Annotated in this window: 14 protein-coding genes; 8 read left to right on the top strand and 6 right to left on the bottom strand. The window is 74.2% G+C overall.

The genetic code is table 11. The features are described 5' to 3' along the window. Positions 1 to 8: 8 nt before the first annotated feature. Genes IGA62_RS02175 through IGA62_RS02165 form a run of 3 tightly spaced genes read right to left on the bottom strand, consistent with a single transcriptional unit; the run spans position 9 to position 3,678 of the window. Positions 9 to 1,040 carry an ABC transporter permease gene (locus tag IGA62_RS02175; protein ID WP_145816681.1) on the bottom strand — a complete coding sequence of 344 codons (1,032 nt, stop codon included), beginning with the start codon at positions 1,038 to 1,040 and terminating at the stop codon, positions 9 to 11. Then, the gene (locus IGA62_RS02170; RefSeq protein ID WP_186499766.1) at positions 1,037 to 2,572 is read right to left on the bottom strand and encodes a sugar ABC transporter ATP-binding protein; all 1,536 of its coding nucleotides are present in this window, start codon (positions 2,570 to 2,572) and stop codon (positions 1,037 to 1,039) included. Before IGA62_RS02170 ends, IGA62_RS02175 begins: the two co-directional genes overlap by 4 nt. A gap of 38 nt (positions 2,573 to 2,610) precedes the next feature. Next, entirely contained in the window at positions 2,611 to 3,678 is a 1,068-nt protein-coding gene (locus IGA62_RS02165) for a sugar ABC transporter substrate-binding protein (RefSeq protein WP_145816685.1), read from the bottom strand. Positions 3,679 to 4,114: 436 nt separating this feature from the next. Here IGA62_RS02165 and IGA62_RS02160 point away from each other — a divergent pair, with 436 nt between their 5' ends. Genes IGA62_RS02160 through IGA62_RS02125 form a run of 8 tightly spaced genes read left to right on the top strand, consistent with a single transcriptional unit; the run spans position 4,115 to position 11,297 of the window. Beyond that, complete coding sequence (locus IGA62_RS02160) at positions 4,115 to 4,696, top strand: glucose-6-phosphate isomerase family protein (protein ID WP_198501194.1); 582 nt, start codon at positions 4,115 to 4,117, stop codon at positions 4,694 to 4,696. Then, positions 4,683 to 5,366: a deoxyribose-phosphate aldolase gene (gene deoC, locus IGA62_RS02155; protein WP_145816687.1), complete on the top strand. Its 684-nt coding sequence runs from the start codon at positions 4,683 to 4,685 to the stop codon at positions 5,364 to 5,366. Before IGA62_RS02160 ends, deoC begins: the two co-directional genes overlap by 14 nt. After that, positions 5,363 to 6,301, top strand: coding sequence for a shikimate dehydrogenase (locus IGA62_RS02150; RefSeq protein WP_186499767.1), 939 nt, complete (start codon positions 5,363 to 5,365; stop codon positions 6,299 to 6,301). Before deoC ends, IGA62_RS02150 begins: the two co-directional genes overlap by 4 nt. After that, positions 6,298 to 7,104 carry an MBL fold metallo-hydrolase gene (locus tag IGA62_RS02145; protein ID WP_145816689.1) on the top strand — a complete coding sequence of 269 codons (807 nt, stop codon included), beginning with the start codon at positions 6,298 to 6,300 and terminating at the stop codon, positions 7,102 to 7,104. The genes IGA62_RS02150 and IGA62_RS02145 overlap by 4 nt, the downstream gene beginning before the upstream one ends. After that, positions 7,101 to 7,985: a MurR/RpiR family transcriptional regulator gene (locus tag IGA62_RS02140; RefSeq protein ID WP_145816691.1), complete on the top strand. Its 885-nt coding sequence runs from the start codon at positions 7,101 to 7,103 to the stop codon at positions 7,983 to 7,985. The genes IGA62_RS02145 and IGA62_RS02140 overlap by 4 nt, the downstream gene beginning before the upstream one ends. Continuing rightward, positions 7,982 to 9,499: a xylulokinase gene (locus IGA62_RS02135; protein WP_145816694.1), complete on the top strand. Its 1,518-nt coding sequence runs from the start codon at positions 7,982 to 7,984 to the stop codon at positions 9,497 to 9,499. The genes IGA62_RS02140 and IGA62_RS02135 overlap by 4 nt, the downstream gene beginning before the upstream one ends. A gap of 11 nt (positions 9,500 to 9,510) precedes the next feature. Continuing rightward, positions 9,511 to 10,365 (top strand): class II fructose-bisphosphate aldolase, encoded by an 855-nt coding sequence (locus tag IGA62_RS02130; protein ID WP_145816696.1) that lies wholly within the window; start codon positions 9,511 to 9,513, stop codon positions 10,363 to 10,365. Further along, a complete protein-coding gene (locus IGA62_RS02125; protein WP_198501193.1) occupies positions 10,362 to 11,297 on the top strand; it encodes an NAD(P)-dependent oxidoreductase in 936 nt (311 codons plus the stop codon). Before IGA62_RS02130 ends, IGA62_RS02125 begins: the two co-directional genes overlap by 4 nt. Before the next feature lie 34 nt (positions 11,298 to 11,331). Here the strand turns inward: IGA62_RS02125 and IGA62_RS02120 are convergent, their stop codons facing one another. From IGA62_RS02120 to IGA62_RS02110, 3 genes are read right to left on the bottom strand one after another with little or no spacing between them, the layout of a single operon-like run. After that, positions 11,332 to 12,042 carry a class I SAM-dependent DNA methyltransferase gene (locus IGA62_RS02120; RefSeq protein WP_145816698.1) on the bottom strand — a complete coding sequence of 237 codons (711 nt, stop codon included), beginning with the start codon at positions 12,040 to 12,042 and terminating at the stop codon, positions 11,332 to 11,334. Between the two features lie 13 nt (positions 12,043 to 12,055). Beyond that, a complete protein-coding gene (locus IGA62_RS02115) occupies positions 12,056 to 22,912 on the bottom strand; it encodes a non-ribosomal peptide synthetase/type I polyketide synthase (RefSeq protein ID WP_190289247.1) in 10,857 nt (3,618 codons plus the stop codon). Next, complete coding sequence (locus IGA62_RS02110; RefSeq protein WP_145816702.1) at positions 22,909 to 24,237, bottom strand: MFS transporter; 1,329 nt, start codon at positions 24,235 to 24,237, stop codon at positions 22,909 to 22,911. The genes IGA62_RS02115 and IGA62_RS02110 overlap by 4 nt, the downstream gene beginning before the upstream one ends. Positions 24,238 to 24,308 lie beyond the last annotated feature (71 nt).

Raw genomic sequence — 24,308 nt, 5'->3', positions numbered from 1 at the left:
AGCGGAGGTCACGCCTTCCGGCGGGTGAGCTGCTGACGGAGGGTGCGCGGGTGCAGGTGGCGCAGGTTGCCCTGGCGCCACTGGTCGAAGATCGCCGCCAGGACGATGACCAGACCGATGCTGAGCTGCTGGAGGAAGGGCGAGAGCGCCAGCAGGATGAACGCGTTGCGCAGCACGCCGAGCAGGCAGGCGCCGAGGAAGGCGCCGATGATCGATCCCCGGCCGCCGGAGAGGCTGGCACCGCCGATGACGGCCGCCGCGATGACGTCCAGCTCGTAGCCCAGACCCGCCTGGGCCTCGGCCACGCCGACCTGGGTGGAGAAGACGATCCCGGCGACGCCGGCGAGCGTGCCGATCAGGACGAAGGTGAGCACCCGGGTCCAGGCCACCGGGATACCGCCGGTGCGGGCGGCGGCGTCGTTGTCACCGATGGCGGTCACCCGCAGACCGAAGACGGTACGGGTGAGCAGGAGCTGGCCGAGCAGCACCAGCACCAGGAAGATGATGACGCTCACCGGGATGCCGCCGAAGACCCGGCCCTGACCGATGAAGGACAGCTCGCTCGGCATGGTCTGGGGCAGCCCGCCGGTGATCAGCTGGGTCAGGCCCCGCGCGATGGAGAGCATGCCGAGGGTGACGATGAAGGAGCTGACCCGGCCGAGGACGACGACCGTGCCGACGGCGAAGCCGGAGAGCGCGCCGACCCCGACACCGACGGCCGCGGCCACCCACGGGTTGGCCCCGCTGCCGTAGACCGAGCCGGCGGTGACCGCCGAGAGGGCCAGCACCGAGCCGACCGAGAGGTCGATCTCCTTGGCGATCAGGACGAACGTCTGCCCGACGGCGATGATGCCCACCACGACCACGGTCTGGAGGACGTTGTAGAGGTTGTCCTTGCGGAGGAAGTTCTCGTTCGCCACGCTGACCAGCAGGGCCAGGACGACGATGACGCCGAACAGGCCGGTCTCCTGGCGCTTGACGAGCGACAGGGCGCCCTCCTTCCAGGAGCGCTCCTGCCTCTTGGCGAGAGTGGCACTCATGTTGATCCTTCGGTCGCGCCCATGGCCGCGGCGACGATGGGCTGGGGTCCGGCGTTGTTCAGGGCATCGAGGGTCACGCGTCCACCACGGACGACGACCACGCGGTCGGCCAGCTCGACCACTTCTTCGAGTTCCGACGAGATGAACCACACCGCCAGGCCCTCGTCGTGGGCCAGCGCGCGCAGCGTCGCGTAGATCTCCGCCTTGGTGCCGACGTCGACTCCCCGCGTCGGCTCGTCCAGGATCAGCACCTTCGGTCTGGCCGCGAGGGCCCGCGCGAGCAGCACCTTCTGCTGGTTGCCACCGGAGAGCGAGGTGATGGGCGCCTCGCTGGAGGCGGCCTTCACGCCGAAGCGTTCGGTGAGTTCACGGGCCTTCGCGTTGGTCCGGCGGGGGGAGACCCAGCCGAGCCGGCTCAGGGCCGACAGCACCCGGACGGTCAGGTTGTAGCCGACGCTCTGGGCGTGGAACACCTCCGTCCGGCGTTCCTCCGCGACGTAGGCGAGACCGAGCCGCTGGGCCCGGCCGGGTCCGGAGATCCGTACCGGCCGTCCCGCGACACTGATGCCACCCCGGGTCGGGCGGCGCAGTCCGATCACCGCCTCGGCGATCTCGGTCCGGCCCGCGCCGACCAGCCCGGACATCCCGACGATCTCACCGCGACGCACCGCGAAGCTGACGTCGGTGAAGCCCTCGCCGGTCAGGCCACGCAGTTCCAGCGCCACCTCGGCCTGCTCGATCGCTCCCGCCCGGTCGGCCACGACCTCCGCCACGACCGCCCGCTTCTTCTCGCCGGCCATCAGGGCGACGGCCCGCTTCTGGTCGATCTCGTCGGGCCGGCCGGCGGCGACGAACGTGCCGTCGCGCAGCACCACCACGTTGTCGACGATCGAGTAGACCTCGGCCAGCCGGTGGCTGACCAGGACGACCGCGACACCCTCGTCGCGCAGCCGGGCCATGACCGCGAAGAGCCGCTCGGACTCCTCGTGGGTGAGGCTGGAGTTGGGTTCGTCGAGGAAGAGGACCCGGGGCTGGCGGGAGAGCGCCCGGACGATGTCGACCATCTGCCGGGACGCCGCCGACAGGTCACGGCAGAGTGTGGACGGGTCGGGCAGGTAGCCGGTCATCCCCAGCCGGGCGAGCAGCTCGCGGGCCCGGTGGACGTTGGCTCCCCGGCGGGCGAGCGCGAATCCGGGCCGCTCCCCGAGGTCGTAGAGGAACAGGTTGTCGGCGATGGTCAGTTCGCTGATCAGCAGCGGCTCCTGGTTGACCACGACCACCCCGGCGGCGATCGCCTCCAGCGGGTTGGCGAAGGAGACCTCCCGCCCGTCGAGGGTGAGCCGACCGGCGTCGGGCTGCATCTGGCCGGAGCACAGGCGGATGAGGGTGGACTTGCCGGCACCGTTCTCACCGAGCAGACCGGTGACCTGGCCGGCGGGGAACACCAGCGACACGTCGCGGAGTGCCCTGACGGCGCCGAAGGACTTCGTCAGGCCGGCGGTCGCGAGGGCCGCCGACCTGACGTCGTCCACGAGGGGAGTCGGTTCCATGAGGAGTTGGCCTCTGGTGATCAGGAGGCGCCCGGGGTCCCGAGCGGCAGGGTCGAGGGGTCGTGCTCGGCGAGGTTGTCCTTGGTGACGAAGGGGGCGACGGCCTCCTGCTTCACCTGGGCGGGCTGCTGGCCGGTGACGGCCGCGTTGAACAGTTCGACCGCCACGTTGTAGCCCTGGCCGAAGGCGTCCTGGCCGATCACGCCGTACATCGAGCCGTTCTTGATGGCCTCGATGTTCTCGGTGGTGATGTCGTAGCCGATGACCTTCACGGTCTCCTGCTTGTTGGCGGCGGCAACGGCCTGGGCGGCACCGAACGGGCCACCGGCGGTGGCGTAGATGCCGACGAGGTCGGGGCTGGACTGGAGGAAGTTCTGTGCGGCCGAGAAGGTGTTGGACGCGGAGTCCTTGGCCTCGACGCCCTGGTTGACCGGGGTCAGCTTCGAGCCCTTGAGCCCGTCGATGAAGCCCTGCCGGCGCTGCTCCGAGCCGGGCGCGGTGAACTGGCTGACGATGATGCCGACCTTGCCGGCCTTGTCGCCGGAGGCCTTGATCATTTCCTGGGCCGCGGTCTGGCCGGCCTTGTACTGCTCCTGGGCGTAGTTGATGGTGCCGCCCGAGGTGCCCACGCAGTCGAAGAGCGTGTTGTAGGCGCCCAGCTTGATGCCCTTGGCCGCGAGGGTCTTGATGTCGGCGCAGTTGCCCTCGCCGGCGATGAAGAACCCGACGCCCTTGTAGCCCTGCGCGTCGGCGGCGCGGATCGCGCTGGAGACCGTCTGCACGTCGATGTTGTCGCCGGCGACGATCCAGTCGACCTTGCCCTTCTTGCCGCCCAGCACCCGGTCGGCGTAGTCGGCGCCGGCCTTGACCGACACCCAGTAGGGGTTGTTGGCGAAGCCGATCATGGCGATCTTGACCTCGGAGTCCGGCGCCTGGTCGGTGGGCGCGGGGCGCCCGGCGATCGGGTCGGCCGCCTCGCCGCTGCCGCCAGACTCGTCGCCGCCGCCGCAGGCCGTGACGGCCAGGGTGACGGCCAGCAGGGCGGCGACGCTACGGGCGAGCGTCTTGCCGCGTGTCCGGTTGGACATCTTTCCTCCAGGGGTGGTGGGCCGGGGGCGTCCCCCGTGGGGTTCTCGAATCCGGTGCTCCGCGGACCGTTGCCAGCCGGCGGCGGCGCTTCCTCGGCGGTCGTCGCCGTCCCCGTGTGCGGGGGTGTCCGTGGTCACTCTTTAGGGAGCAACACTACATTCGACGCTTCGGTTGTCAACGGTAGGTTTCCCGAACGTTAGCTCGTTGAGCAGGGAGTTGGTAGCTCTGCTACACGGCCGGATCCCGTTTATATAGAGATATCCGTTATAGCGCCACGGCTCGTTCCGCCGATCGCGCGAAATCGGGACCGTTTCGCTACAAACGGCTCGGTGGTGGGAGGCGGGAGGGTGACATGAGGTTGTAACTTTGCTACAAAGTGAGCCGACAGGCGCGCACCGTACCGGAGTCCGCGCCGACCGGAGCAGGAGGAACACGGTGGTCACACCGCAACAGGGACCCGGCCTGGTCATCACCCCGGAGGGGATGGTCGGGCGCACCGGTCGCTACGAGAAGAGGCTGGCTGACCTCGGCGGGCTGTTCGCCGACGAGGCGGCGTTCACCGCGCGGCTGACCACCGAGGCCGACCGGGTCATCTACCACGTCGACGAGTTCCGTCCCTCGACGGAGGCGGGAGACCTGATCACCGGGATCTCGACCCTGTCGCCCGGCCGGGTCGGCACCGAGTTCCACATGACCCGGGGCCACATCCACGCCCAGCAGGACCGCACCGAGATCTACCACTGCCTGTCCGGCCACGGGCTGATGCTGATGGAGACCCTCGACGGCCGGACCGTCGTCACCGAGATGCGGCCCGGCGTCGTCGCCTACGTGCCACCGGTGCACATCCACCGCAGCGTCAACCTGGGCGACACCGACCTGGTCACGCTCTTCTGCTACCCGGCCGACGCCGGCCAGGACTACGACATCATCGCCCGCTCCAGCGGCATGCGGCACCGGGTCGTCGCCGACGGCGACGACTGGCGTCTGGAGGAGAACGGCTCCTATGTCCCCCGTTGACCTCACCGGCCACGCGCTGGCCCGCATGATCGACATCAGCGCCGTACAGGCCCAGCACGGCCGCGCCGACGTCGAGGAACTGGCCCGGCACGCCCTGACCGGCGACTTCGTCGCCGCGCACGTGCTGCCGTCCTGGGTGCCCGTGCTGCGCCCGCTCCTCGACGGATCGCACACCCGCGCCGGATCCCCGGTCGGCTTCCCGTCCGGCGGAACGGCCACCCCGGTCAAGGTGACCGAGGCCCGCTGGCTCCTCGACGCGGGCGTCCAGGAGATGGACGTGGTGATGAACGTCGGACTGGTCCGCTCCGGTGAGCTGGTCGCGGCCACCCGTGACGTCGCCGCCGTGCTGGCGGCCGTCGACGACCGGGTACCCGTCAAGGTCATCCTGGAGGTCGGCCTGCTCGACGAGGCCCAGCTGCGCGACGCGGCCCGGGTGGCGGTCGACGCCGGTGCCACCTCGCTCAAGACCGGCACCGGCTGGCAGAAGGTGCCCACCACGCCCGAGCACGTCCGCGTGATCCGACAGGTCGCCGGCGGTGACCGGGAGATCAAGGCGTCCGGCGGCATCCGGTCACTGGCGCAGCTGCGCGCCCTGCTCGACGCCGGGGCGACCCGGTTCGGCATCAACACCGCGTACGCCGTCGCGCTGGTCGCGGAGGCGACGCCGTGACCCCCGACGACCTGCGACCGGCCGCCCGGCCCACGATGTACTTCATCGGCGTCAGCACCACGTCGTCGGCGATCCACCGGGTCTTCGCGGTGTGGCGTCCCCTCCTCGGCCTGGAGGCGGTCGACCTCGTCGGCATCGACGTGCCGGTCGGCGCGGAGCCGGCGGTCTACCGGCGGGTCGTCGCGCACCTGCGCGACGACGAACACTCCCGCGGCGCGCTGGTCACCACCCACAAGCTCGACCTCTACGCGGCCAGCCGGGACCTGCTGCGGGAGGTCAACGACGACGCCGCCCGGCTGTGCGAGACCAGCGCACTGGTGGCCCGGGACGGCTGGATCGACGGCCTGGCCCTGGACACCATCACCAGCCAGATGGCCCTGCGGTCCATCGTGCCGGACCTGGCCGGTCGGGACGTGCTGGTCATGGGGGCCGGCGGTGCCGCCCTCGCCCTCTGCGACTACTTCGCCCACCGGGCCGGTGACGACGCACCCGGCCGGGTCGTCGTCACCGACATCGCCGACCATCGGCTCGCGGCCATCACCGCCGACGTCGCCACCGGCGACCCCGCTATCACCTGGCGGACCCACCGCCTCGCCCCCGGCGACGTGCACGACGACCTGCTCGCCGGTCTCGCCCCGGGCGCCCTGGTGGTCAACGCCACCGGCATGGGCAAGGACCGCCCCGGATCCCCGCTCAGCGACGACGCCGTCTTTCCGCACGGCGGGTACGCCTGGGAGTTCAACTACCGGGGGGACCTCGGCTTCCTGCGGCAGGCGCGGGCCCGGGCCGAGGCCGACGCGCTGACCGTCGCCGACGGCTGGCGTTACTTCGTGCACGGCTGGACCCGGGCCATCGACGCCGTCTTCGAACTCGACATCCCCACCGGGGGACCGGACTTCGAGCGGCTCTACGACGCGGCCCAGGAGGTCCGATGACCCTCCGGGCGCGCTGGCTCGGGCAGGCCGGGTTCCGGCTCACCGCCACCGGACCCGACGGTGACGCGCACCTGCTCGTCGACCCGTACCTGTCCGACTCGCTGGCCCGCAAGTACGCCGGCACGACGTTCCCGCACGTCCGGATGCTTCCCGCCCCGGTCGCCCCGACCGGCCTGCCGCCACTGCGGGCGGTGCTCTGCTCGCACGCGCACACCGACCACATGGACCCGGACACCCTCGTACCCCTGATGGCCGCCCAGCCCGACCTCCGGCTGGCCTGCCCCCGCGCGGTCCTCGACGAGGCGCTGCGCCGCTCCCGCGCCCCCCGGGAGCGGATCGACGCCCTCGCCGACGGCGACCGGATCGACTACGGCCCCTTCACGGTCACCGCCGTGCCGGCCGCCCACGAGGAGCGCGTCCGCGACGAGCACGGTGACGACCACTTCCTCGGCTACGTCGTCGAGGCCGGTGGCGTCCGCGTCTACCACTCCGGCGACTGCGCCCCCTGGGACGGACTGGCCGCTCGACTCGCCGCCCTCGGCGTCGACGTGGCGCTGCTGCCGGTCAACGGACGCGACGCCCACCGGCTCGCCCACGGTGTGCCCGGGAACTTCGACTTCGCCGAAGCCGTCGACCTCTGTGTGCGCGCCGGAATCGGCACCCTGGTGCCACATCATTGGGGCATGTTTGCCTTCAACACCGTCGATCCGGCCACGTTCGACCTCGACGCCGCCGCCCGGCGCGGCGTCACGGTCCGCGTCCCCCGCCACGACGGCACCCTCACCCTGGCGGTCGCCCGATGAACGGAACCGTGCTGGAACGCATCAACAAGGGCCTGGAGTCGCTGCGCCGCTCCGAACGCAAGGTCGCCGACGCGGTGCTCGCCGACCCGCACGGGACCGTGCGGATGACCCTGGCCGAACTCGCCGAGACGGTCGGGGTCAGCCAGCCGACCATCGTCCGGTTCACCAACGCGATCGGCTGCGACGGGTTCCACGACTTCCGCATCCAGCTGGCGCAGAGCGTCGCGCTCGGCATCCCCGCCACGCAGTCGGTGATCGAGGCCCAGGACGACACCGCCACCACGGTGAGCAAGGTGTTCGATTTCTCGATCACCTCGCTCGACCACGTACGACGCCACCTCGACCTGAACGCCCTCGACCGGGCGGTGACGGCCATCGCCGCCGCCAGCCGTGTCGTCTTCATCGGGCTCGGCGCCTCGGGCATCGTGGCCATGGACGCGGAACAGAAGTTCCCGCTGCTGGGCGTGCCGTGCTCGGCGCCGATCGACACGCACCAGCAGTTCCTCGCCGCCTCCACCAGCACCCCGTCGACGGTCCTGGTGGCCATCTCGAACACCGGTCGGACCGCGTCGATCCTGGACACCGTGCGCGTCGCCCGGGACCGGGGGGCGACCGTCGTCGGGATCACCGGGGGCCTGTCGCCCCTGGCCGAGCTGAGCGACATCGCCCTGATCGTCGAGTCCCTCGACAACACCGACGTCTACACCCCGACGATCTCGCGACTGGCCCAGCTCGTGGTCGTCGACACCATCGCCACCATGACCCTGCTCCGCCGGGGCGAGTCGGCGCTCGGGGACGTCCGGGCCATGAAGACGATGCTGGCGCAGATGCGCTCCGGACTGCCGTACCAGGGTGCCCCGGAGCGGGGGGAGCTGGCATGAGCGACGTCGTGCTCGCCGTCGACCTGGGCACCGGTGGCTGCAAGGCCGCGCTCGTCGACCCGACCGCGCAGGTCGTCGGCACCACCTTCGCCGCGTACCCCACGACCTACCCGGCACCGGGACGGCACGAACAGCGCCCGGCGGACTGGTGGGCCGCGGTCGTACGCTCGTCGCGGGAACTGCTGGCCGCCGACGCCGGCCGGCACCGCGTCGTCGCGGTCGGGCTCTCCGGCCACAGCCTGGCGATGGTGCCGGTCGACGCGGACGCCACGCCGCTGCTGGACGCGGTGCCGATCTGGTCGGACACGCGGGGAGAGGACGCGGCGGCGGCGTACTTCGCCGACGCCGACGAGACCGACTGGTACGCGCGCACCGGCAACGGCTTCCCGCGCGGCATGTACACCGTCTTCAAGGCCGCCTGGCTACGCGCCGCCCACCCCGACGTCGCCGCCCGGACGAGGCGGATCCTCGGCAGCAAGGACTGGGTCAACGCCCGGCTCACCGGGGCGCAGCGCACCGATCCGAGCTACGCCTCGGGCAGCGGCGCCTACGACCTCGCCGGCCGGCGGATGCTGCCCGACGTGCTGGCCGCCCTCGGGCTGCCGGCCGACTGGTGGCCGCCGGTCGTGCCGTCGGCCGGGGTGGTCGGCCGGCTCACCCCGGACGCGGCGACCGCCACCGGCCTGCCCGCCGGGGTGCCCGTCGTGGCCGGCGGGGTCGACAACGCGTGCATGGCGCTCGGCGCGGGCCTGGACCGACCCGGCGCGGCGTACGTCTCGCTGGGCTCGTCCAACTGGGTCACGGTGGCCGGGCCCGAACCGGTGCTCGACCCGGTGGGCCGGCCGTTCGTCTTCGACCACGTCCTGCCCGGCCTGTACATCTCGGCCCTGTCGACCTTCGGCGGCGGCAGCAGCCTGACCTGGCTGGCCGCCGTGCTCGGCCGGGACGACGACCTCGACGCCCTGCTCGACGAGGCCACCGCCGTGCCGGTGGGCGCGGACGGGCTCACCTGCGTGCCCACCCTGGCCGGCGGCACCGTCGCCGAGGGCGGGCCGGGCGTGCGCGGGGCGTACCTGGGTCTGGACCTCGGGCACACCCACGGCCACCTGGCCCGTGCCCTGGTCGAGGGGATCGGCTTCAGCCTGGCCGACGCCGCGCGGACGATGCTCGCCGGTGCACCGGCCGACCGGGAACTCACCGCCACCGGCGGTGGCGCGCGCGGCCGGCTGATGCTCCAGGTGCTCGCCGATCTCGTCGGCCGGCCGGTCAGCCGTCCGGACGCCGCGCAGCACGGTGCCGCGCTCGGCGCCGCAGCCCTCGCACTGCTCGGCACGGGCACCTGGACGGACACCACACCCCTGCGGTCGGCCCGGCGCGCGGCGCTGCGCGTCACACCGCGACCGGACCTCGTCGCCGCCTACACGTCGCCCCGCGCCCGGTTCGACGCCGCCCGCGCGGCGACCCGTGCGCACGCCGCCGTGACAGCGGTCGACCACCACCGAACACCGACCTAGGAGACGTCACCATGCCCCTCGCCGACCCACGCCCCATCCTCGCCGCCGCCCGCAGCGCGCGACACGGCGTCGGGGCCTTCAACGCGACCCTGCTCGAACACGCCGAGGCCCTGGTCAGTGGCGCGGAGGCGGCCGGCGCGCCGCTGGTGTTGCAGATCAGCGAGAACGCGGTCCGCTACCACGGGAGCCTGCGCCCCCTCGCACTGGCCGCGCGGACGCTCGCCGAGGCGGCGGCGGTCCCCGTCGCGCTGCACCTCGACCACGCGGAGGACGTCGACCTCGTCCACGAGGCGGTGGACCTCGGCTTCACCTCCGTCATGTTCGACGGCTCCCGGCTGCCCGACGACGAGAACCGGGCGGTGACCCGCCAGGTCGTCGCGCACTGCCACACCCACGACGTCGCGGTCGAGGCGGAACTCGGCGAGGTCGGCGGCAAGGACGGCGTACACGCCCCGGGCGTGCGGACCGACCCCGCCGAGGCCCGCCGGTTCTGCGAGGAGACCGGCGTCGACGCGCTCGCGGTCGCGGTCGGCACCTCCCACGCGATGGCCTCCCGCGACGCGGTGGTCGACCTGGACCTGGTCGCCGCGATCGCCGGGCTGGTGCCGGTGCCCCTGGTGCTGCACGGCTCCTCCGGGGTGGACGACGAGACCCTGCGGGCCGTGGTGGCCCAGGGGATGACCAAGGTCAACATCGCCACCCACCTCAACAAGGTGTTCACCGGCGTGGTGCGCGGCCGGCTCGACGCGGATCCGCGACTGCTCGACGCCCGCAAGTACGTCGCCCCGGCCCGGGACGCCATGGCGAAGGAGGTCGAGCGCCTGATCACGCTGCTCGGCCCGGACACACCGGAGGTGCGGTCGTGACCGCGCCCCGGATCCTGGTCACCCCCCGGTCGATGTCCGTGCCGGACTCGCCCGCCGTGCGGCGGCTGCGGTCCGCCGGCTTCACCGTCGTCACCCCCACCCCGGGCCGCCAGCCGACCGGCGCGGACCTCGCTGCCACCGTCCCCGGTGTGGTCGGCTGGATCGCCGGCGTCGAGTCGATCGACGCGGACGTCCTGGCCCGCGCCGACGCCCTCAAGGTGATCAGCCGCAACGGTGCCGGCCGCGACGCCATCGACGCCACCGCCGCCGACGCGGCCGGCGTCCAGGTGCTCACCGCCCGGGGCGCCAACGCCCAGGGCGTCGCCGAACTCGCCCTCGCGCTCACCCTCATGGGCCTGCGCGGACTGCCCGAGGCCAGTGCCGCCCTCCGCGCCGGCCAGTGGCGGCGCGGCACCGGGCGCGAGGCCGCCGGGCGTACCCTCGGGGTGGTCGGGTTTGGGGCGATCGGCCGTCGGCTCGCCGGCCTGGCGCGCGGCCTCGGCATGCGGGTCGTGGCGCACGACCCGTTCGTCACCGACGGCGGCGACGTGCCGCTGCTGCCGCTGGCGGATCTGCTCCGCAGCAGCGAGGTCGTGTCGCTGCACGTCCCGCCGTCCCCGGACGGGCCGCTGCTCGGGTCCGCCGAGCTGGCCCTGCTCCGCGACGACGTCGTCCTGGTCAACACCGCCCGCTCGACCCTCGTCGACGAGGTCGCCCTGCTGGCGGCGCTGGAGTCCGGCCGTATCGCGCTGTACTCGGTCGACGCGTTCGACCGGGAGCCGCCGGAACCGTCGGCCCTGCTCGCCCATCCCCGGGTGGCGCCGACGCCGCACCTGGGCGCCGCGACGACCGAGAGCGTCCGTCGTGCCTCCGACGCCGCCGTCGACAACCTGCTCGCCGCCCTCACCGCCCTCGGAATCCGGGGTACGTAGGGGCGCTCGCGTCGGGCGACGCCCACCCCGTCGATCATGGAGTTGTGGCGCACGATTCGCGGCTGTTGTCGAGGTTTGGTTGGTACCCGAACTCCATGATCGGCCTTTCCGACGGAGGCCGGCGGGCCAGCAGACACGCCTGCTGGCAGCTCGTTCCCTCGGTGACCAGTCGCGCGGTGACGGTGAACCCGGCCTGCTCCAGCAGCCCGGTGACCCGCTCGGGCGGGTGCCGGTAGGACTCGACGGTGACCGGGTGGCCGTAGGCGTGGTCGCGGCGCACCAGTTCGTCCCCCACGTGGAACCCGAGGAGCAGGTGCCCACCGGGCGCGAGGGTCCGGTGGAACTCCGCGACGACGGTTGGCAGGACCTGCGGCGGGGTGTGGACGATCGACCACCAGGCGACGATCCCGCCGAGCCGCGCGTCGGGCAGCGGCAGGTCGGTCATCGACCCGACCTCGAAACGCAGGGCGGGGTGGGCGCGGCGGGCGACCGCCACCATCGCCGGCGACAGGTCGATGCCGGTGACCGACAGGCCGAGCGCGGCCAGGTGGTCGGTGACGTGCCCCGGCCCGCAGCCGAGGTCGGCGACCGGTCCTCCACCGTCGGCCCGGACCAGGTCGGCGAAGGCGCCCAGCATGCCGCGACCGACCGCGTCCTCCGCGAACCGGGGCGGAACGAGGGCGTGGTAGCTCTCGGCGACGGTGTCGTACAGCACGCGGACGGTGTCGAGGTGGTGGTCGGTCACCGCCCGACGATACTCACGCCCCGCTCCCGCGGACGTCGTCCGGCTGTCTCTCCGGTGGCGGTAGCCGGTAGCCGGGCGGGTCGGCGAGGGCGGCGGTGAGCTGGTCGACGTACTCGGCGCACCAGCGGGCCACGGTGGAACGGTCGTACAGGTCGGTGGAGTACTCCACCACCCCGCGCAGCACCGGCCCGGCGGGCGAGACCACCACCCCCAGGTCGCGGCGGGCGCAGGCCAGACCCAGATCCACCACCTCCGTGTCGAGCCCCGGCAGGCGCAGCGACGGTACGCCCGGGTTCCAGCCGAACAGCGCGGTGCCGACCGGCGGTGGCTCCCCGGGACGCCACTGCGGGTCGACAGCGGAGTAGATCGCGGCGATCGGGGCCGGCTGGTGGCGCAGCGCGTCCAGGAACATCCGGTCGGTGCGGGCCACCAGGTCGGCGAAGGAGACCGCCCCGGCCAGCGGCACCCGCAGCGGGACGACACTGGTGAACAGGCCCACGACCGGTTCGACGTCGGCGGCGTCCCGGTGCGCGTACGGGGCGGCGAGCACCACGTCGGTCGTCCCGGTGAGCCGGCCGAGCAGCAGCGCCCATCCGCTGGCCAGGACGGGCAGGACGCTGCCGGACGGTCCGGCGGCCCGGTGTACCCGCTCGGTGAGGACGGCGGAGAGGTCGAAGGCGTACTCGTCGCCGTCGCCGCTCAGCTTCGCCGGCCGGAGCCGGTCGGTCGGCAGGGACACGCTCCTCGGCGCGCCCACCAACTGCTTTCGCCAGTACCGCCGGACCGGCTCCGGCGTGCCCGCCTCCCGCTGCCGGCGGGCGTACCCGGTGTACCGGAGGCCACCGGCCCGCTCCCGGGGGAGGGGTCGACCGGTCCGCACCGCCGGGTACGCCTCCTCCAGTTCGCGCAGCAGTTGCTGGATCGACCAACCGTCGCCGTTGAGGTGGTGGACGACGAGCATGAGCACGTGCCGGTCGCCGGCCAGCCTCGCCAGCCGGGCCCGCAGCCACGGCCCGTCGTCCGGGAACGGTTCCCGGCCGGTCGTCACGCACCAGGCGTCCACGTCCGACTCGGGCACGTCCGTCACGGGCAGGACCAGCGGCCGGTGGGGGAGCACCTCCTGCGTCAGCGTGCCGTCCCGCTCGACCAGGCGGGTCCGCAGCGCGCCGTGCCGGGCGACCAGGGCGTCCAGGGCCGCGCGCAGCGCCGGCACGTCGAGGTCGCCGGTGAGGGCGACCCGGACCGGCATGTGCACGGCGGCCGGGTTCGGGGCCCGTCGCTGCCCGTGCCACATCAGCTCCTGCTGGTACGTCGCCGGCGCGCTCTCCTCGACCCGTGTGCTCTCCCCGACCCGTGTGCTCTCCTCGACCGGCGTGCTCCCCCCGACCGGCGTGCTCTCCCCGACGGCCGCGGTGCCGGTGAGGGCGGTGGCCATCGCCCGGATGCCGGCGGCCTGGAGGACCCGGTGTACGCCGATCTCGGTGCCGAGCAGCCCGGTGAGACGGTTGGCGAGCCGGACGGCGGCCAGCGAGTGTCCGCCGACGGTGAAGAACGGCGCGTCCAGCGGCAGCCGGGCCACCCCCAGCTCGGCGCACCAGGCGTCGTGGACGAGCCGCTCGACACCTGCCTGCGGGGCCTGGTCGCCGACCGGTGCCTCCGGTGCGGGCAACCGGGCCACGTCGACCTTGCCGGTCTCCCCGAGGGGCAGCGCGCCCAGCAGCACCCATGCCCGGGGCACCAGGTACGGCGGCAGGCGGTCGGCCAGGGCGGCGGTCAACCGGGCCTCGCGGGCGGCCGGCGGTTCACCGTCGCCGGCGGGTACCACGTACGCGGCGAGGTACGGCTCGTCGCCCCGGTCGTACCGGGCGACGACGGTGGCCTGCCGGACGCCGGGCAGCCCGGCGAGCACCCCGGCGGCCTCGCCCGGCTCGACCCGGTGACCGGCGATCTTGACCTGGTCGTCGAGGCGGCCGAGGAACTCCAGGGTCCGGTCGCCGCGCACCCGTACCCGGTCCCCGGTGCGGTACATCCGCGCCCCCGGCACGGGGGAGTACGGGTCGGGCGGGAAGGCGGCGGCGGTCTCCGCCGGCCGGTCGAGGTAGCCCCGGGCCAGCCCGTCGCCACCCACGTACAGCTCACCGGCCGCCCCGGGCGGGACGGGCCGGCCGTGCGGGTCCAGCACGTACAGGCGGTGCGCGGCAACCGGCACGCCGATGTCGATCGGGCCGGTGCCGTCGGCAGGGACCGGCCCGGCGGTGGTGACGATGGTGGCCTCGGTCGGGCCGTACGCGTTGACGACGGTGGCGGGGAACCCGGCCGGCGGCCGGCGGCGCAGCTGGCTGCCCCCGACCACCAGGGTCCGCAGCGTGGCGGGAGGCGGCACGGGCGAGGCGAAGACCAGCTCCGCGAGGGGCGCCGGCAGGAACGCCACGGTGACGCCGTGTCGCGCCCACCAGGCGCAGAGCGCGGCCGGGTCGGCGCGGACCTCGTCCGGTACGAGCTGGACGGCCGCTCCGGCGGCGAGCGCCGGCCAGATCTCGGCGAGGTTCGCGTCGAAGCCGAGGCCGAGCCCGTGGGCGACGACGTCCGCGCCGGCCAGCCCGAGCGCCTCCGCGTGCCAGGCGACGGACCGGACGGCCGAGCGGTGCGGCACCGGCACCCCCTTGGGGCGGCCGGTGGAGCCGGAGGTGTAGACGCACCAGGCCAGGTGCTCCGCACCGGGGCGGGTGCCCGGGGCGGTGCCGGCCGGTGGACGCGCGTCGTCGGCGACCTCCTCGACCAGCAGGCGGGGCGGGTTCGCCGGGTGGTCGAGCGTCGCCGAGGTGACCAGCAGTCGGGCCCCGCTGTCGGCGAGCAGGGCGGCCAGCCGGGCGGGCGGCAGGTCGGGGTCGAGTGGCAGGAAGGCGGCCCCGGCCAGCAGCACCCCGAGCTGCGCCGCGACCAGCTCCGCCCGGCGGGGCAGCAGCACCGCGACCAGGTCGTCCGCGCCGACTCCGGCGGCGGCGATCCGGCCGGCCAGCGCCTCGGCCCGTACCCGCAGGTCCCGGTACGTCCAGCGGGTCCCGCCGTCGACCACCGCCGGAGCGTCCGGCGTCCGGGTGGCCTGCCGGAGGACCAGGTCGTGCAGCCGCTCCGCGGTGGGTGCGGCGTACGGCCCCGCGTACCCCTCGACGGGTTCGGGCAGCCGGGACAGCGGGACGTCCGGTTCCCGGGTCAGCCGGTCGAGCAGCCGGATCCAGTGGTCGAGCAGCCGCCGTACGGTCACCGGGTCGAACACCTCGGTGCGGTACTCGACGTGGCAGCGGACGGTGTCGTCGTGCGACAGGTAGACCATGAGGTCGACCGGGGCCTTGTCCAGCCCCACCGGCAGCGGTTCGGCGGTCACGCCGGGCAGGTCGAAGGCGAACGCCCCGCCGGTCTCGTACTCGACGACGACGTCGAAGAGCGGGTGCCGGCCGGCCTCCCGGTCCGGGGCGACCGCACGGACCAGGGCGTCGAACGGCACGGCGGCGTGCTCGTAGGCGTCGGCGGCGCTGGCCCGGACGCGGGTGAGGATGTCGCGGAAGGTCGGGTCGCCGGTGAGGTCCAGCCGTAACGGCAGCGTGTCGACGAAGAAGCCGACCAGGTCGGCGGTGCGCTCGTCCCGGCCGTCGAATCCGGTGCCGACCACCAGGTCCGGTTGCCCGCTGAACCGGAACAGCGTGACGCCGAAGGCACTGAGCAGCGTGGTGAAGGGGGTGACCCGTTCGGCCCCGCTGAACCGCCGGATCCGGGCGGTCAGCTCGGCCGGGATCTCGGTGAGGACGCTCCGGCCGGCCGGTGTGGGCAGGGCCGGGCGGGGCAGGTCGGAGGGGAGGACGAGGGTGGGCGGCGGCGGGTCGAACCGGTCCCGCCAGTACCGCAGGTCCCCGTCGTCGACCGCGTCGCGGCGGGCGGCGGCGGTCCGGGCCAGCTCCGGATAGCTGACCGGCAGCGCGGCGAACCGCGGGGTGGTGCCGGCCACCCGGGCCCGGTAGGCGGCCGAGACCTCCCGGGTGAGGACGGCGTACGAGCCGCCGTCGGTGGACAGGTGGTGGAACGCCAGCACCAGCACGTGCGCGGTAGCGGAGAAGCGCAGCAGGGTGAACGCGAACACCGGCCCGTCGGCCAGGTCGAAGACCCGCCGGCTCTCCCCGGCCATCGCCTCCGCGACGGCCGGCTCCTCCGCCCGCCCGGTCAGGTCCCGCACCGGCAGCTCGACCGGCACCACCGGCCGGACGACCTGGCACGGTTCACCGTCGACCTCCCGGTAGGTGGCGCGCAGCGGCGCGTGCCGGGCCACCACGTCACCGAGCGCGTCGCGCAGCGCCGCGACGTCCAGCGGGCCACGGAGCCGCACCGCCACCGCCTCGGTGTAGGCGGGCGTGCCCGGATGGAGCTGTTCGACCAGCCACAGCCGGCGTTGGCCGGGCGTCAGCGGAGCAATCTCCTCCCGGCCCACCTGAGGCGGGGTACGTCGGCGCGGCGTGGCCCGGCGCAGCGCGTCGATGAAGGGCAGACCGGCGCGGACGGCGGGGGCGGGCAGGCCGAAGTCCACGAAACAGGCGATCTCGTCGGCGCCCGCGTCGAGCACCGCGTCCAGCACCGGGCGGCAGCTCTCCGGGGTGCCGATCAGCGCCCGCTGCTCGCAGTACCGCCGGTACGCCCGGGACAGCACGAACCGGACGTCCTCGTCCGGGGTGCCGGCCAGGTCGATGCTCAACCCGAGGCTGTTCACCACCTGCCCGAGCAGGCTGAACGACGACCGCAGGTACGCGCAGAACGGGTCGAACGCCTCCTCGCGTACCCGGTCGAGGTCGTCGCCGAGGTACGTGTGCAGCAGCACCACCACCCGACCGCCGGCCGGGTCGAGGCCGTGCTCGGCGCGGGTCCGCCGGTACAGGGCGACGTTCTCGGCGAGCTGGGCGACGTCCTGGGTCATCAGGTTGGTCACCACTCCGACGTCGCGCCGGGCGGCCTCCCGGTAGCTGTCCGGGTTGCCGACGATCGCGGTGAAGAACGGCGGGGCGTCCTGCACCGGCCGGGGGAAGAGCCGGACGTCGACCGGGTCGCCGCTGCCGGACCGGGCGGCGACCGCCTCGCCCCGCCAGAGCCGGCGCACCGTCTCCAGGTGCTCGTACATCACCTGCTTGTGCCGGCCGAAGTTCTCCGGTTGGAAGACGAAGTCGTTGGCGTGCCAGCCGGGTGCGCAGCCGAGCCCGACCCGGCCGCCGGAGAGGTTGTCCACCATGGACCACTCCTCGGCCACCCGGACCGGATGGTGCAGGGGCAGCACCACCGAGCCGGCGTTGAGCCGGATCCGGCTGGTCCGTACGGCGAGCGCGGCGGCGAGCACCGACGGGTTGGGGAAGATGCCCCCGAACGAGTGGAAGTGCCGTTCCGGGAACCAGACGCCGTGGAAGCCGTGGGTGTCGGCGTACTGCGCGGCGTCCAGGATCAGGCCGTACCGGTTGTCGGCGCGCTGGTCGGGGTAGTCGCCGAAGAAGTACAGACTCATGTCGACGGTGTCCCCGGCCACCTGTGGCGCGTCCACCCGCGCCGCGTCCGCCTCGGCCGGGTCTCCGGCGGTCGCCGCTGTCGGTGCGGGCACCGGCACCGCGCCGAGCAGGGTGAGTTGCTGCTGCATCAGGTCGAGTTGGCGATGGACGATCGCGCTCAACTCGTTCCCCGGCACCACCTCGCCGACCGCTCCGCGTCCCACCGTCTCTCCCGGCCGCGCGTCACCCCCTTGAGCCACGCCAGGTGCGGTAGGTGGGGGTGTCCCGGCGATGATTCGCTCGGCGAGTCGGCGCGGCGTGTCGACCGTCTCGAAGAGTTCCCGGATCGGGACCCGCACCCCGTGGGCATGGTCGATCTCCCGGGACATGCTGATCAGCAGCAGCGAGTCCGCGCCGAGGGCGAAGAAGGTCTCGTCAGGGCCGACCGCCGTGACGTCCAGCCCCAGCTTGCCGGCGGTCAGCGCACGGACCCAGTCGAGCACCGTCTCGTCGACCATCGGCTCTCCGGCCACCGGGGCGGAGCCCTCGGTGGCGGTGACGGGGGCCGGGGTGGTGGTGTTGGGTGCGGCGTCCTGTCGAGCTGCCCGCACCGTCGGGGCAGGGCTGCCCGGTGCCGGGGCCGGGTTGGGGTCGATCCAGTACCGGCGGCGCTGGAACGGGTACCCGGGCAACGACACCCGACGTCCGCCACAGTCCTCGGTGAGCGCTGTCCAGTCGACCGGCGCACCGGCGCAGTACAGCTCCGCCACGGCCTGCCAGACGCCGTCGACCGGGTCGAGTCCGCGCCGCTGGGAGGGCACCCAGGTCCCCGTGGACCGGGCCGCCCGGGCCATCCGGGTGAGCGCGGCCTCCGGTCCTGCCTCCACGAACGTCCGGCAGCCCTGGTCGACGGCCGTCCGGACGGCGGCGTGGAACTCGACCGTCCCGCGCGCCTGCCGGTACAGGTGCTCGGCGTCGGGCCGCCAGCCCGGCTCGCGGACCCGCCCGTCGACGGTGCTGACCACGGGCACCCGGACCGGTCGCAGGTCGACCCGTCCGGCCAGGGCGTACAGCCGGTCCCGCAGCGGTTCGATCGCCGCGCAGTGGAAGGCCCGGGTCACCGGCAACCGCCGGGTCGACAGCCCGCGCCGCGCGGCCCGGGTGGCCACGGCGTCGACCTGGTCGGGCGGCCCGGCCAGGACGTGCCGGTCGGGACCGTTCACTGCGGCCACCTCGACGGGGTGACCCGCGACCAGTTCGTCGACGACCACCCGCTCGGCGAGCACCGCCAGCATCGCGCCCGGCCCCAGCTCGTCCTGCATGAGCCGGCCGCGCCAGGCGGCGAGGCGTACCGCGTCGGCGAACGGGAGCGCGCCGGCCACGGCCAGGGCGGTGTACTCGCCGACGCTGTGACCGAGCACGTGGTCGGGGGTGAGGCCCCAGGAACGCCAGAGTTCGGCCAGGGCCAGCCCGACGACGACCAGCACCGGCTGGGCCAGGTCGGTGTCGACCCCGGCGGGGCCCGGGACCTCCCGTAGCCGGGCGACGAGATCGCCGCCGACCGCGTCCCGGTACGCGGACGCGGCCTCCGTCAGGACGTCCCGGACCACCGGGAACCGCTCGGCGAGCGGCAGCAGGACCGGCCGCAGGTCGCCCTGCCCGGGGAAGGCCAGGGTGAGTGGCCCGGTGACCGCCGACCCGGTGACCAGTGTGTCCGGCGTGCCGGTGCCGGCGACGAAACCGTCCAGGGCCGAAGCGAGGGCGGTGGGGGAGCCGCCCCGTGCGACGAGGCGGTGGCGCAGGTGCCGGCGACCCCGTCCCACGGTGGTCACCAGGTCCGCCAGCGCGAGGTCCGGGTGGGCGCGCAGGTGGTCCCGGTGGCGGGCAGCGAGCGCGGTGAGCGCCGCCGGGTCGGCCGCCGAGAGCGGCAGCAGTCCGGGGGCGGTACGCGTGCCGGCGGCCGGCGGGGCGACCTCGGCCGGTGGCTGCTCGACGATGACGTGGGCGTTGGTGCCGCCGACGCCGAGGGCACTCACCGCAGCCCGACGTGGCACGTCGGAGACCGGCCACCCGGTACCGGTGGTGGTGACGGTGAAGGGGGTCAGGTCGACCGCCGGCCGGGTGAAGTTGACCTGCGGGGGGATCCGGCCGGTCCGGACCGCCAGCACCGCCTTGACCAGTCCGGCCATGCCGGCGCAGCTGTCCAGGTGGCCGATGTTCGCCTTCACCGACCCGAGGAACGGCCGGGCCGACGCGTACGCCTCGGCGAGCGCGTGGTGTTCCACCGGGTCACCGAGGGCGGTGCCGGTGCCGTGCGCCTCGACGTAGCCGACGGACGCGGCGGGCACGGCGGCGTCCCGCAGCGCCTGCCGGATCACCTCGACCTGGCCGGTCACGCTCGGCGCGGCGAAGCCGACCTTGCCGGCACCGTCGTTGTTCACCGCCGAGCCGAGGAGCACCGCGTACACCGGATCACCGTCGGCGACGGCACGGGCGTACGGCTTGAGCACCACCGCCGCGACCCCGTTGCCGCCGACCGTGCCGTCGGCGGCGGCGTCGAAGGGCCGGCACCGGCCCCGTGCGGAGAGGATCGAGCCGGGGGTGTGCCGGTAGCCGGTGACCTGGGGGACGTGCACGGCGGCGGCACCGGCCACCGCGAGGTCGGCGTCCCCGGTGAGCAGTGCCCGGGCCGCCAGGTGCACCGCGACCAGGGACGTGGAGCAGGCGGTCTGCACGGTGATCGCCGGCCCGGTCAGGCCCAGCCGGTACGCCACCCGGGTGGCGAGGAAGTCCGGCTGGTTGCCCAGCGCCGCGCCGACCACCGTGGCCGGGTCGTCGGCGCGGGTGGCCGCGTCGAGGTTGTTCCGCAGGTAGGTGTGGTGGGTGTAGAGGTTCATCCCGCCACCGGCGAAGAGCCCGACCCGGGCCCGGTCGGCGTCACCGGCGTACCCGGCGTCCTCCAGCGCGTGCTGGCAGGTCTCCAGGAACAGCCGGTGCTGCGGGTCGAGCAGCTCGGCCTCGCGGGCGCTGATGCCGAAGAAGCCCGCGTCGAAGCCGGCGACGTCGTCGAGCACACCGCTGGCCCCGACGAAGTCGGGGGCGTCCGCGCCCGGCACGCGCGCGGCGGCCAGTTCGTCGGGGGTGAAGAAGCGGACGCTCTCCACCCCGGCGAGGAGGTTCGACCAGAATTCGTCGACGCTGGCGGCACCGGGGAAGCGGGCCGCCATGCCGATGATCGCGACCCGGTGGTCCCGGTCGACCGGGACCGGGCCGGTGGAGGCGGCGGGGGCGGTGTCGGCGAGGTGCCGGACGAGTGCGTCGACGGTCGGGTGCGCGAAGAACGTCGGCGGTGGGACCGGCCGGCCGAGGGCCTGTTCGAGCCGGGCCCGGAACCGGACGATCTCCACCGAGCCGATGCCGAGTTCCCAGAACGGCCGGTCGGTGTCGACCGGACCGTCGAGCAGGTCGCCGAGCGCGTCCAGGACCGCCCGGCGCACCGCCGCCCGGGACGGCGGCGCAGCCGGATGTGGGGACGTGGCCGGGTGCGGCGGCGGTGCGGCGGCCGGTGGGGGAGCGGCCGGGGCGGGTGGTGTGTCGGCGGCCGGGGTCGCCTGGTGCTGGTCGGTGTCGACGTCACGGGCGGTGAAGCGGCGGCGCAACGCGTCCCGCTGGATCTTCCCCCCGGTGGTACGCGGGAACTCTCCGGCGGGCACCGCGACGACCCGGGCCGGCGCGGTGCCCCAGCGCCGCGCGACGGCGGCGGTGACGTCCCGCGCCACCTCCCGTGCCGACCGGCCCGCCTCGGGATCCGGCACGTGGAAGACGACCAGCGCCTCGGTCCCGGTACGGGGATCCGGTACGCCGCAGGCGGCGACCAGCCCGGCGGCGACCCCCGCCACCTCCCCGGCGACCTGCTCGACCTCGTGGCAGGGCAGGTTGTGCCCGTTGATGATGATCAGGTCCTTCTCCCGGCCGGTGACGGTGATCCCGCCGTCCACCATGTACGCCAGGTCGCCGGTGTCCCACCAGCCGCCGGGTCGCAGAGCGGCGCGGGTCGCCTCCGGGTCGGCGAGGTAGCCGGGGGTGAGCCGGGGCGAACGGACCTGGAGCCGTCCGATCCGCCCCTCGGGCAGCACCTGGTCGTCCCCACCGACCACCCGCAGGCTGGCACCGGGGGCGGGCACGCCGACGGAGAGGAAGTCGACGCAGTCGGCCGGGTCGTCGTCGGTGGTGGCCCACACCAGATCGCCGTCCAGGCTGGCGGCGCGGACCCGTTGCCGGCAGCCCGGCTCCCCGAGGGACGCGAAGGTGATCCCGGTGCAGGTCTCGGACATCCCCCAGGCCGGGGTCATCGCGGCGGCCGGCACCCCGGTCGCCGCCACGAACGCGTCGAAGGTCTCCGGCCGGCACTGCTCGCCGCCGCTGACCATCCGCCGTACGTGCGGCAGGTCCCACCGGCGGTCCGGATCGCGGGCCACCGCGTCGGCCACCAGCCGGAGCCCGAAGTTCGGCGACCAGCTGTGGGTGACCCGGTGCCGGCGCATCAGTTCCAACCAGCGCAGCGGATCGGCGAGCACCCGCTCGGTGTGCACGTGGACGCTGGTCGCGCCGAGGAACACCCCGCCGAGGTGGTAGAGGAGCAGCCCGGCGACGTGGTCCACCGGCAGCCAGTTGAGCAGCACGTCACCGGGGCGGACGTCGAGCATCTCCCGCGCGCCGACGGCGTACTGGGAGAGGCCGAGATGCGTCAACGGGATGATCTTCGGGGTACCGGTGCTGCCGGAGGAGAGTTGCAGCAGGGCCACCTCCTCCGGCGCGGCGCGGTGGTCGGCGTCCGGCACCGGCCGGTGGCCGTCGGCCAGCTCGGTCACGGTGACCACCCGCCCACCCGGCGACAGGCGGCGCAGTCCGGCCGCGTCGGCGGTCCCGGCGACGACGACCGGCTCACCGAGCGTCCGCCAGGCGTGCCGGAGCGCGTCGAGCGCCGGGGAGGAGTCCCCGGTGCCCTCGGGAACGGCGGCGGTGGTCAGCGGCGCCACTCCGGCCAGCACGCAGCCGAAGAACGCCGGCCAGTACTCGACGGCCGCGCCGATGCGCAGGATCGCGTACCCGCCGGGGGCCACGCCCCGGGCCCGCAGTCCGTCGCGGACCGCGCGGGCCCGGTCGAGCAGGTCGGGGTGGGTCAGGAAATCGGTGCCGCCGTCGGCGGCGACCAGGTGGAGGCCGGCGTCCGGGAACCGCTCCGCCGCGCGGGCCAGCGCCTCACCCAGGGTCCGCGGATGCTCCGGGTCGTCGGGCAGGTCACCCCCGTGGCTGACGGCGGGACGGCGGCCGGACGGGTGGGGAACGGTCACGGGGCTACCTCGGCTGGTGGTCGGCGTGCTGCGGCCCGGAGGCGGACGTGGACGACGAGGAAGGCGAGCGCGGCGGCCAGCGCCAGCCCGTGGGCGACCCCGACGACCGGGAGTGGCGGGAACCGGTCCAGCAGCACGGCGCAGATGATCATGCCGAGTCCGAAACCGGCGTTCTGCGCCGCGCTGGCGAAGCCGAACAGGCGGGCGCGCAGGTCGGCGTCGACCGCCTGGAGACGGGTGGTGTAGTTGATCTCGGCGTACCCGTCGGCCGCGCCGGCCGCCAGGGTCACCGGGACCAGCAGCCAGACCGGCAGGCCGGTGAAGGCGAGCACGAAGCAGACCGACATCAGGCAGGTGGCCACGCCGAAGGGCAGCTCCGTCGGGCCCCGTCCGACCCGTCGCGCCCGCCGGGCGGCCCAGCGGCCGGCGAGCAGGCTCCCCGCCGCCCAGGCGGTGGTGAAGACGGCGGCGAACGTGGCGGGGGAGTCGGGCCGGACCAGGGTCGCGTACACCGGCAGCCCGACGTTGTGCGACGCGGAACCGAGGGCGTCCGCGGCGCGTACCGCGATCATCGCCGGCACCACCGGGGCGACGGCCCGCAGCAGGCCGAACCGACCGGGTGCGCGGCCGTCGACGGCGGGACGCCCGGCGGTGGCCGGCCGGCCGATGGCGGCGGTACGCCGGGCCACCGGCAGCAGGAGCAGGGCGGAGAGCAGGTAGGTGGCGGCGTCCACCAGGAACGCCACGTGGTAGCCGAGCCATCCGACGAGCACGCCCGCCGAGGCGAACCCGAGCAGCATCCCCACCGAGCGCAGCGTGACCACCAGGCCGTTGGCCCGGGTCAACCGGTCCGGACCGACCATGGTGGGCAGGTGCGCACGCATCGCCACGCCCCAGAGCGTCTGGCCGGCACCGAGCGCCACCGCGAGTCCGTACAGGACGGTGGTCCGCGCGTCGGCGGGGGCCGTGACGAGCAGGACGAGCATGCCGGCCGAGACCAGGTCGGCGCCGATCATCAGGTACGGGCGACGGTGGCGACCGGCGAGCCGCCCGGCGACCGGCCCGGTGAGGAACCCGGCGGTCAGGCGGACGGCCATGAAGGCGCCGGTCTGCACCGTGGAGCCGGTCAGGTGCAGGACGAACAGGCCCAGCGCCACCAGGTTCAGGAAGCTGCCGAAGGTCGACACGGCGTGTGCGGTGGCCACCAGCCGCAGGTCGCCCCACGCCCGGTCCACTCCCGTTGCCTTGCCCAAGACCGGCCCGCCCCCCATGTGCGTGTGGGACATGATGCCGCGTCCGGTGAGCCACTTCAATGCCTCGATCACGGGTTGTACGCGCAGTCAGCCCATCGACACGTTCCCGGTCGGGGCTGGATTCCGATCCCCCGGCGGAATGC

Source organism: Micromonospora sagamiensis, assembly GCF_014680085.1.
Taxonomy (GTDB): Bacteria; Actinomycetota; Actinomycetes; order Mycobacteriales; family Micromonosporaceae; genus Micromonospora; species Micromonospora inyonensis.
The sequence above is the reverse complement of the archived record's forward strand: the minus strand, read 5'-3'. Positions and strand labels throughout refer to the sequence as shown.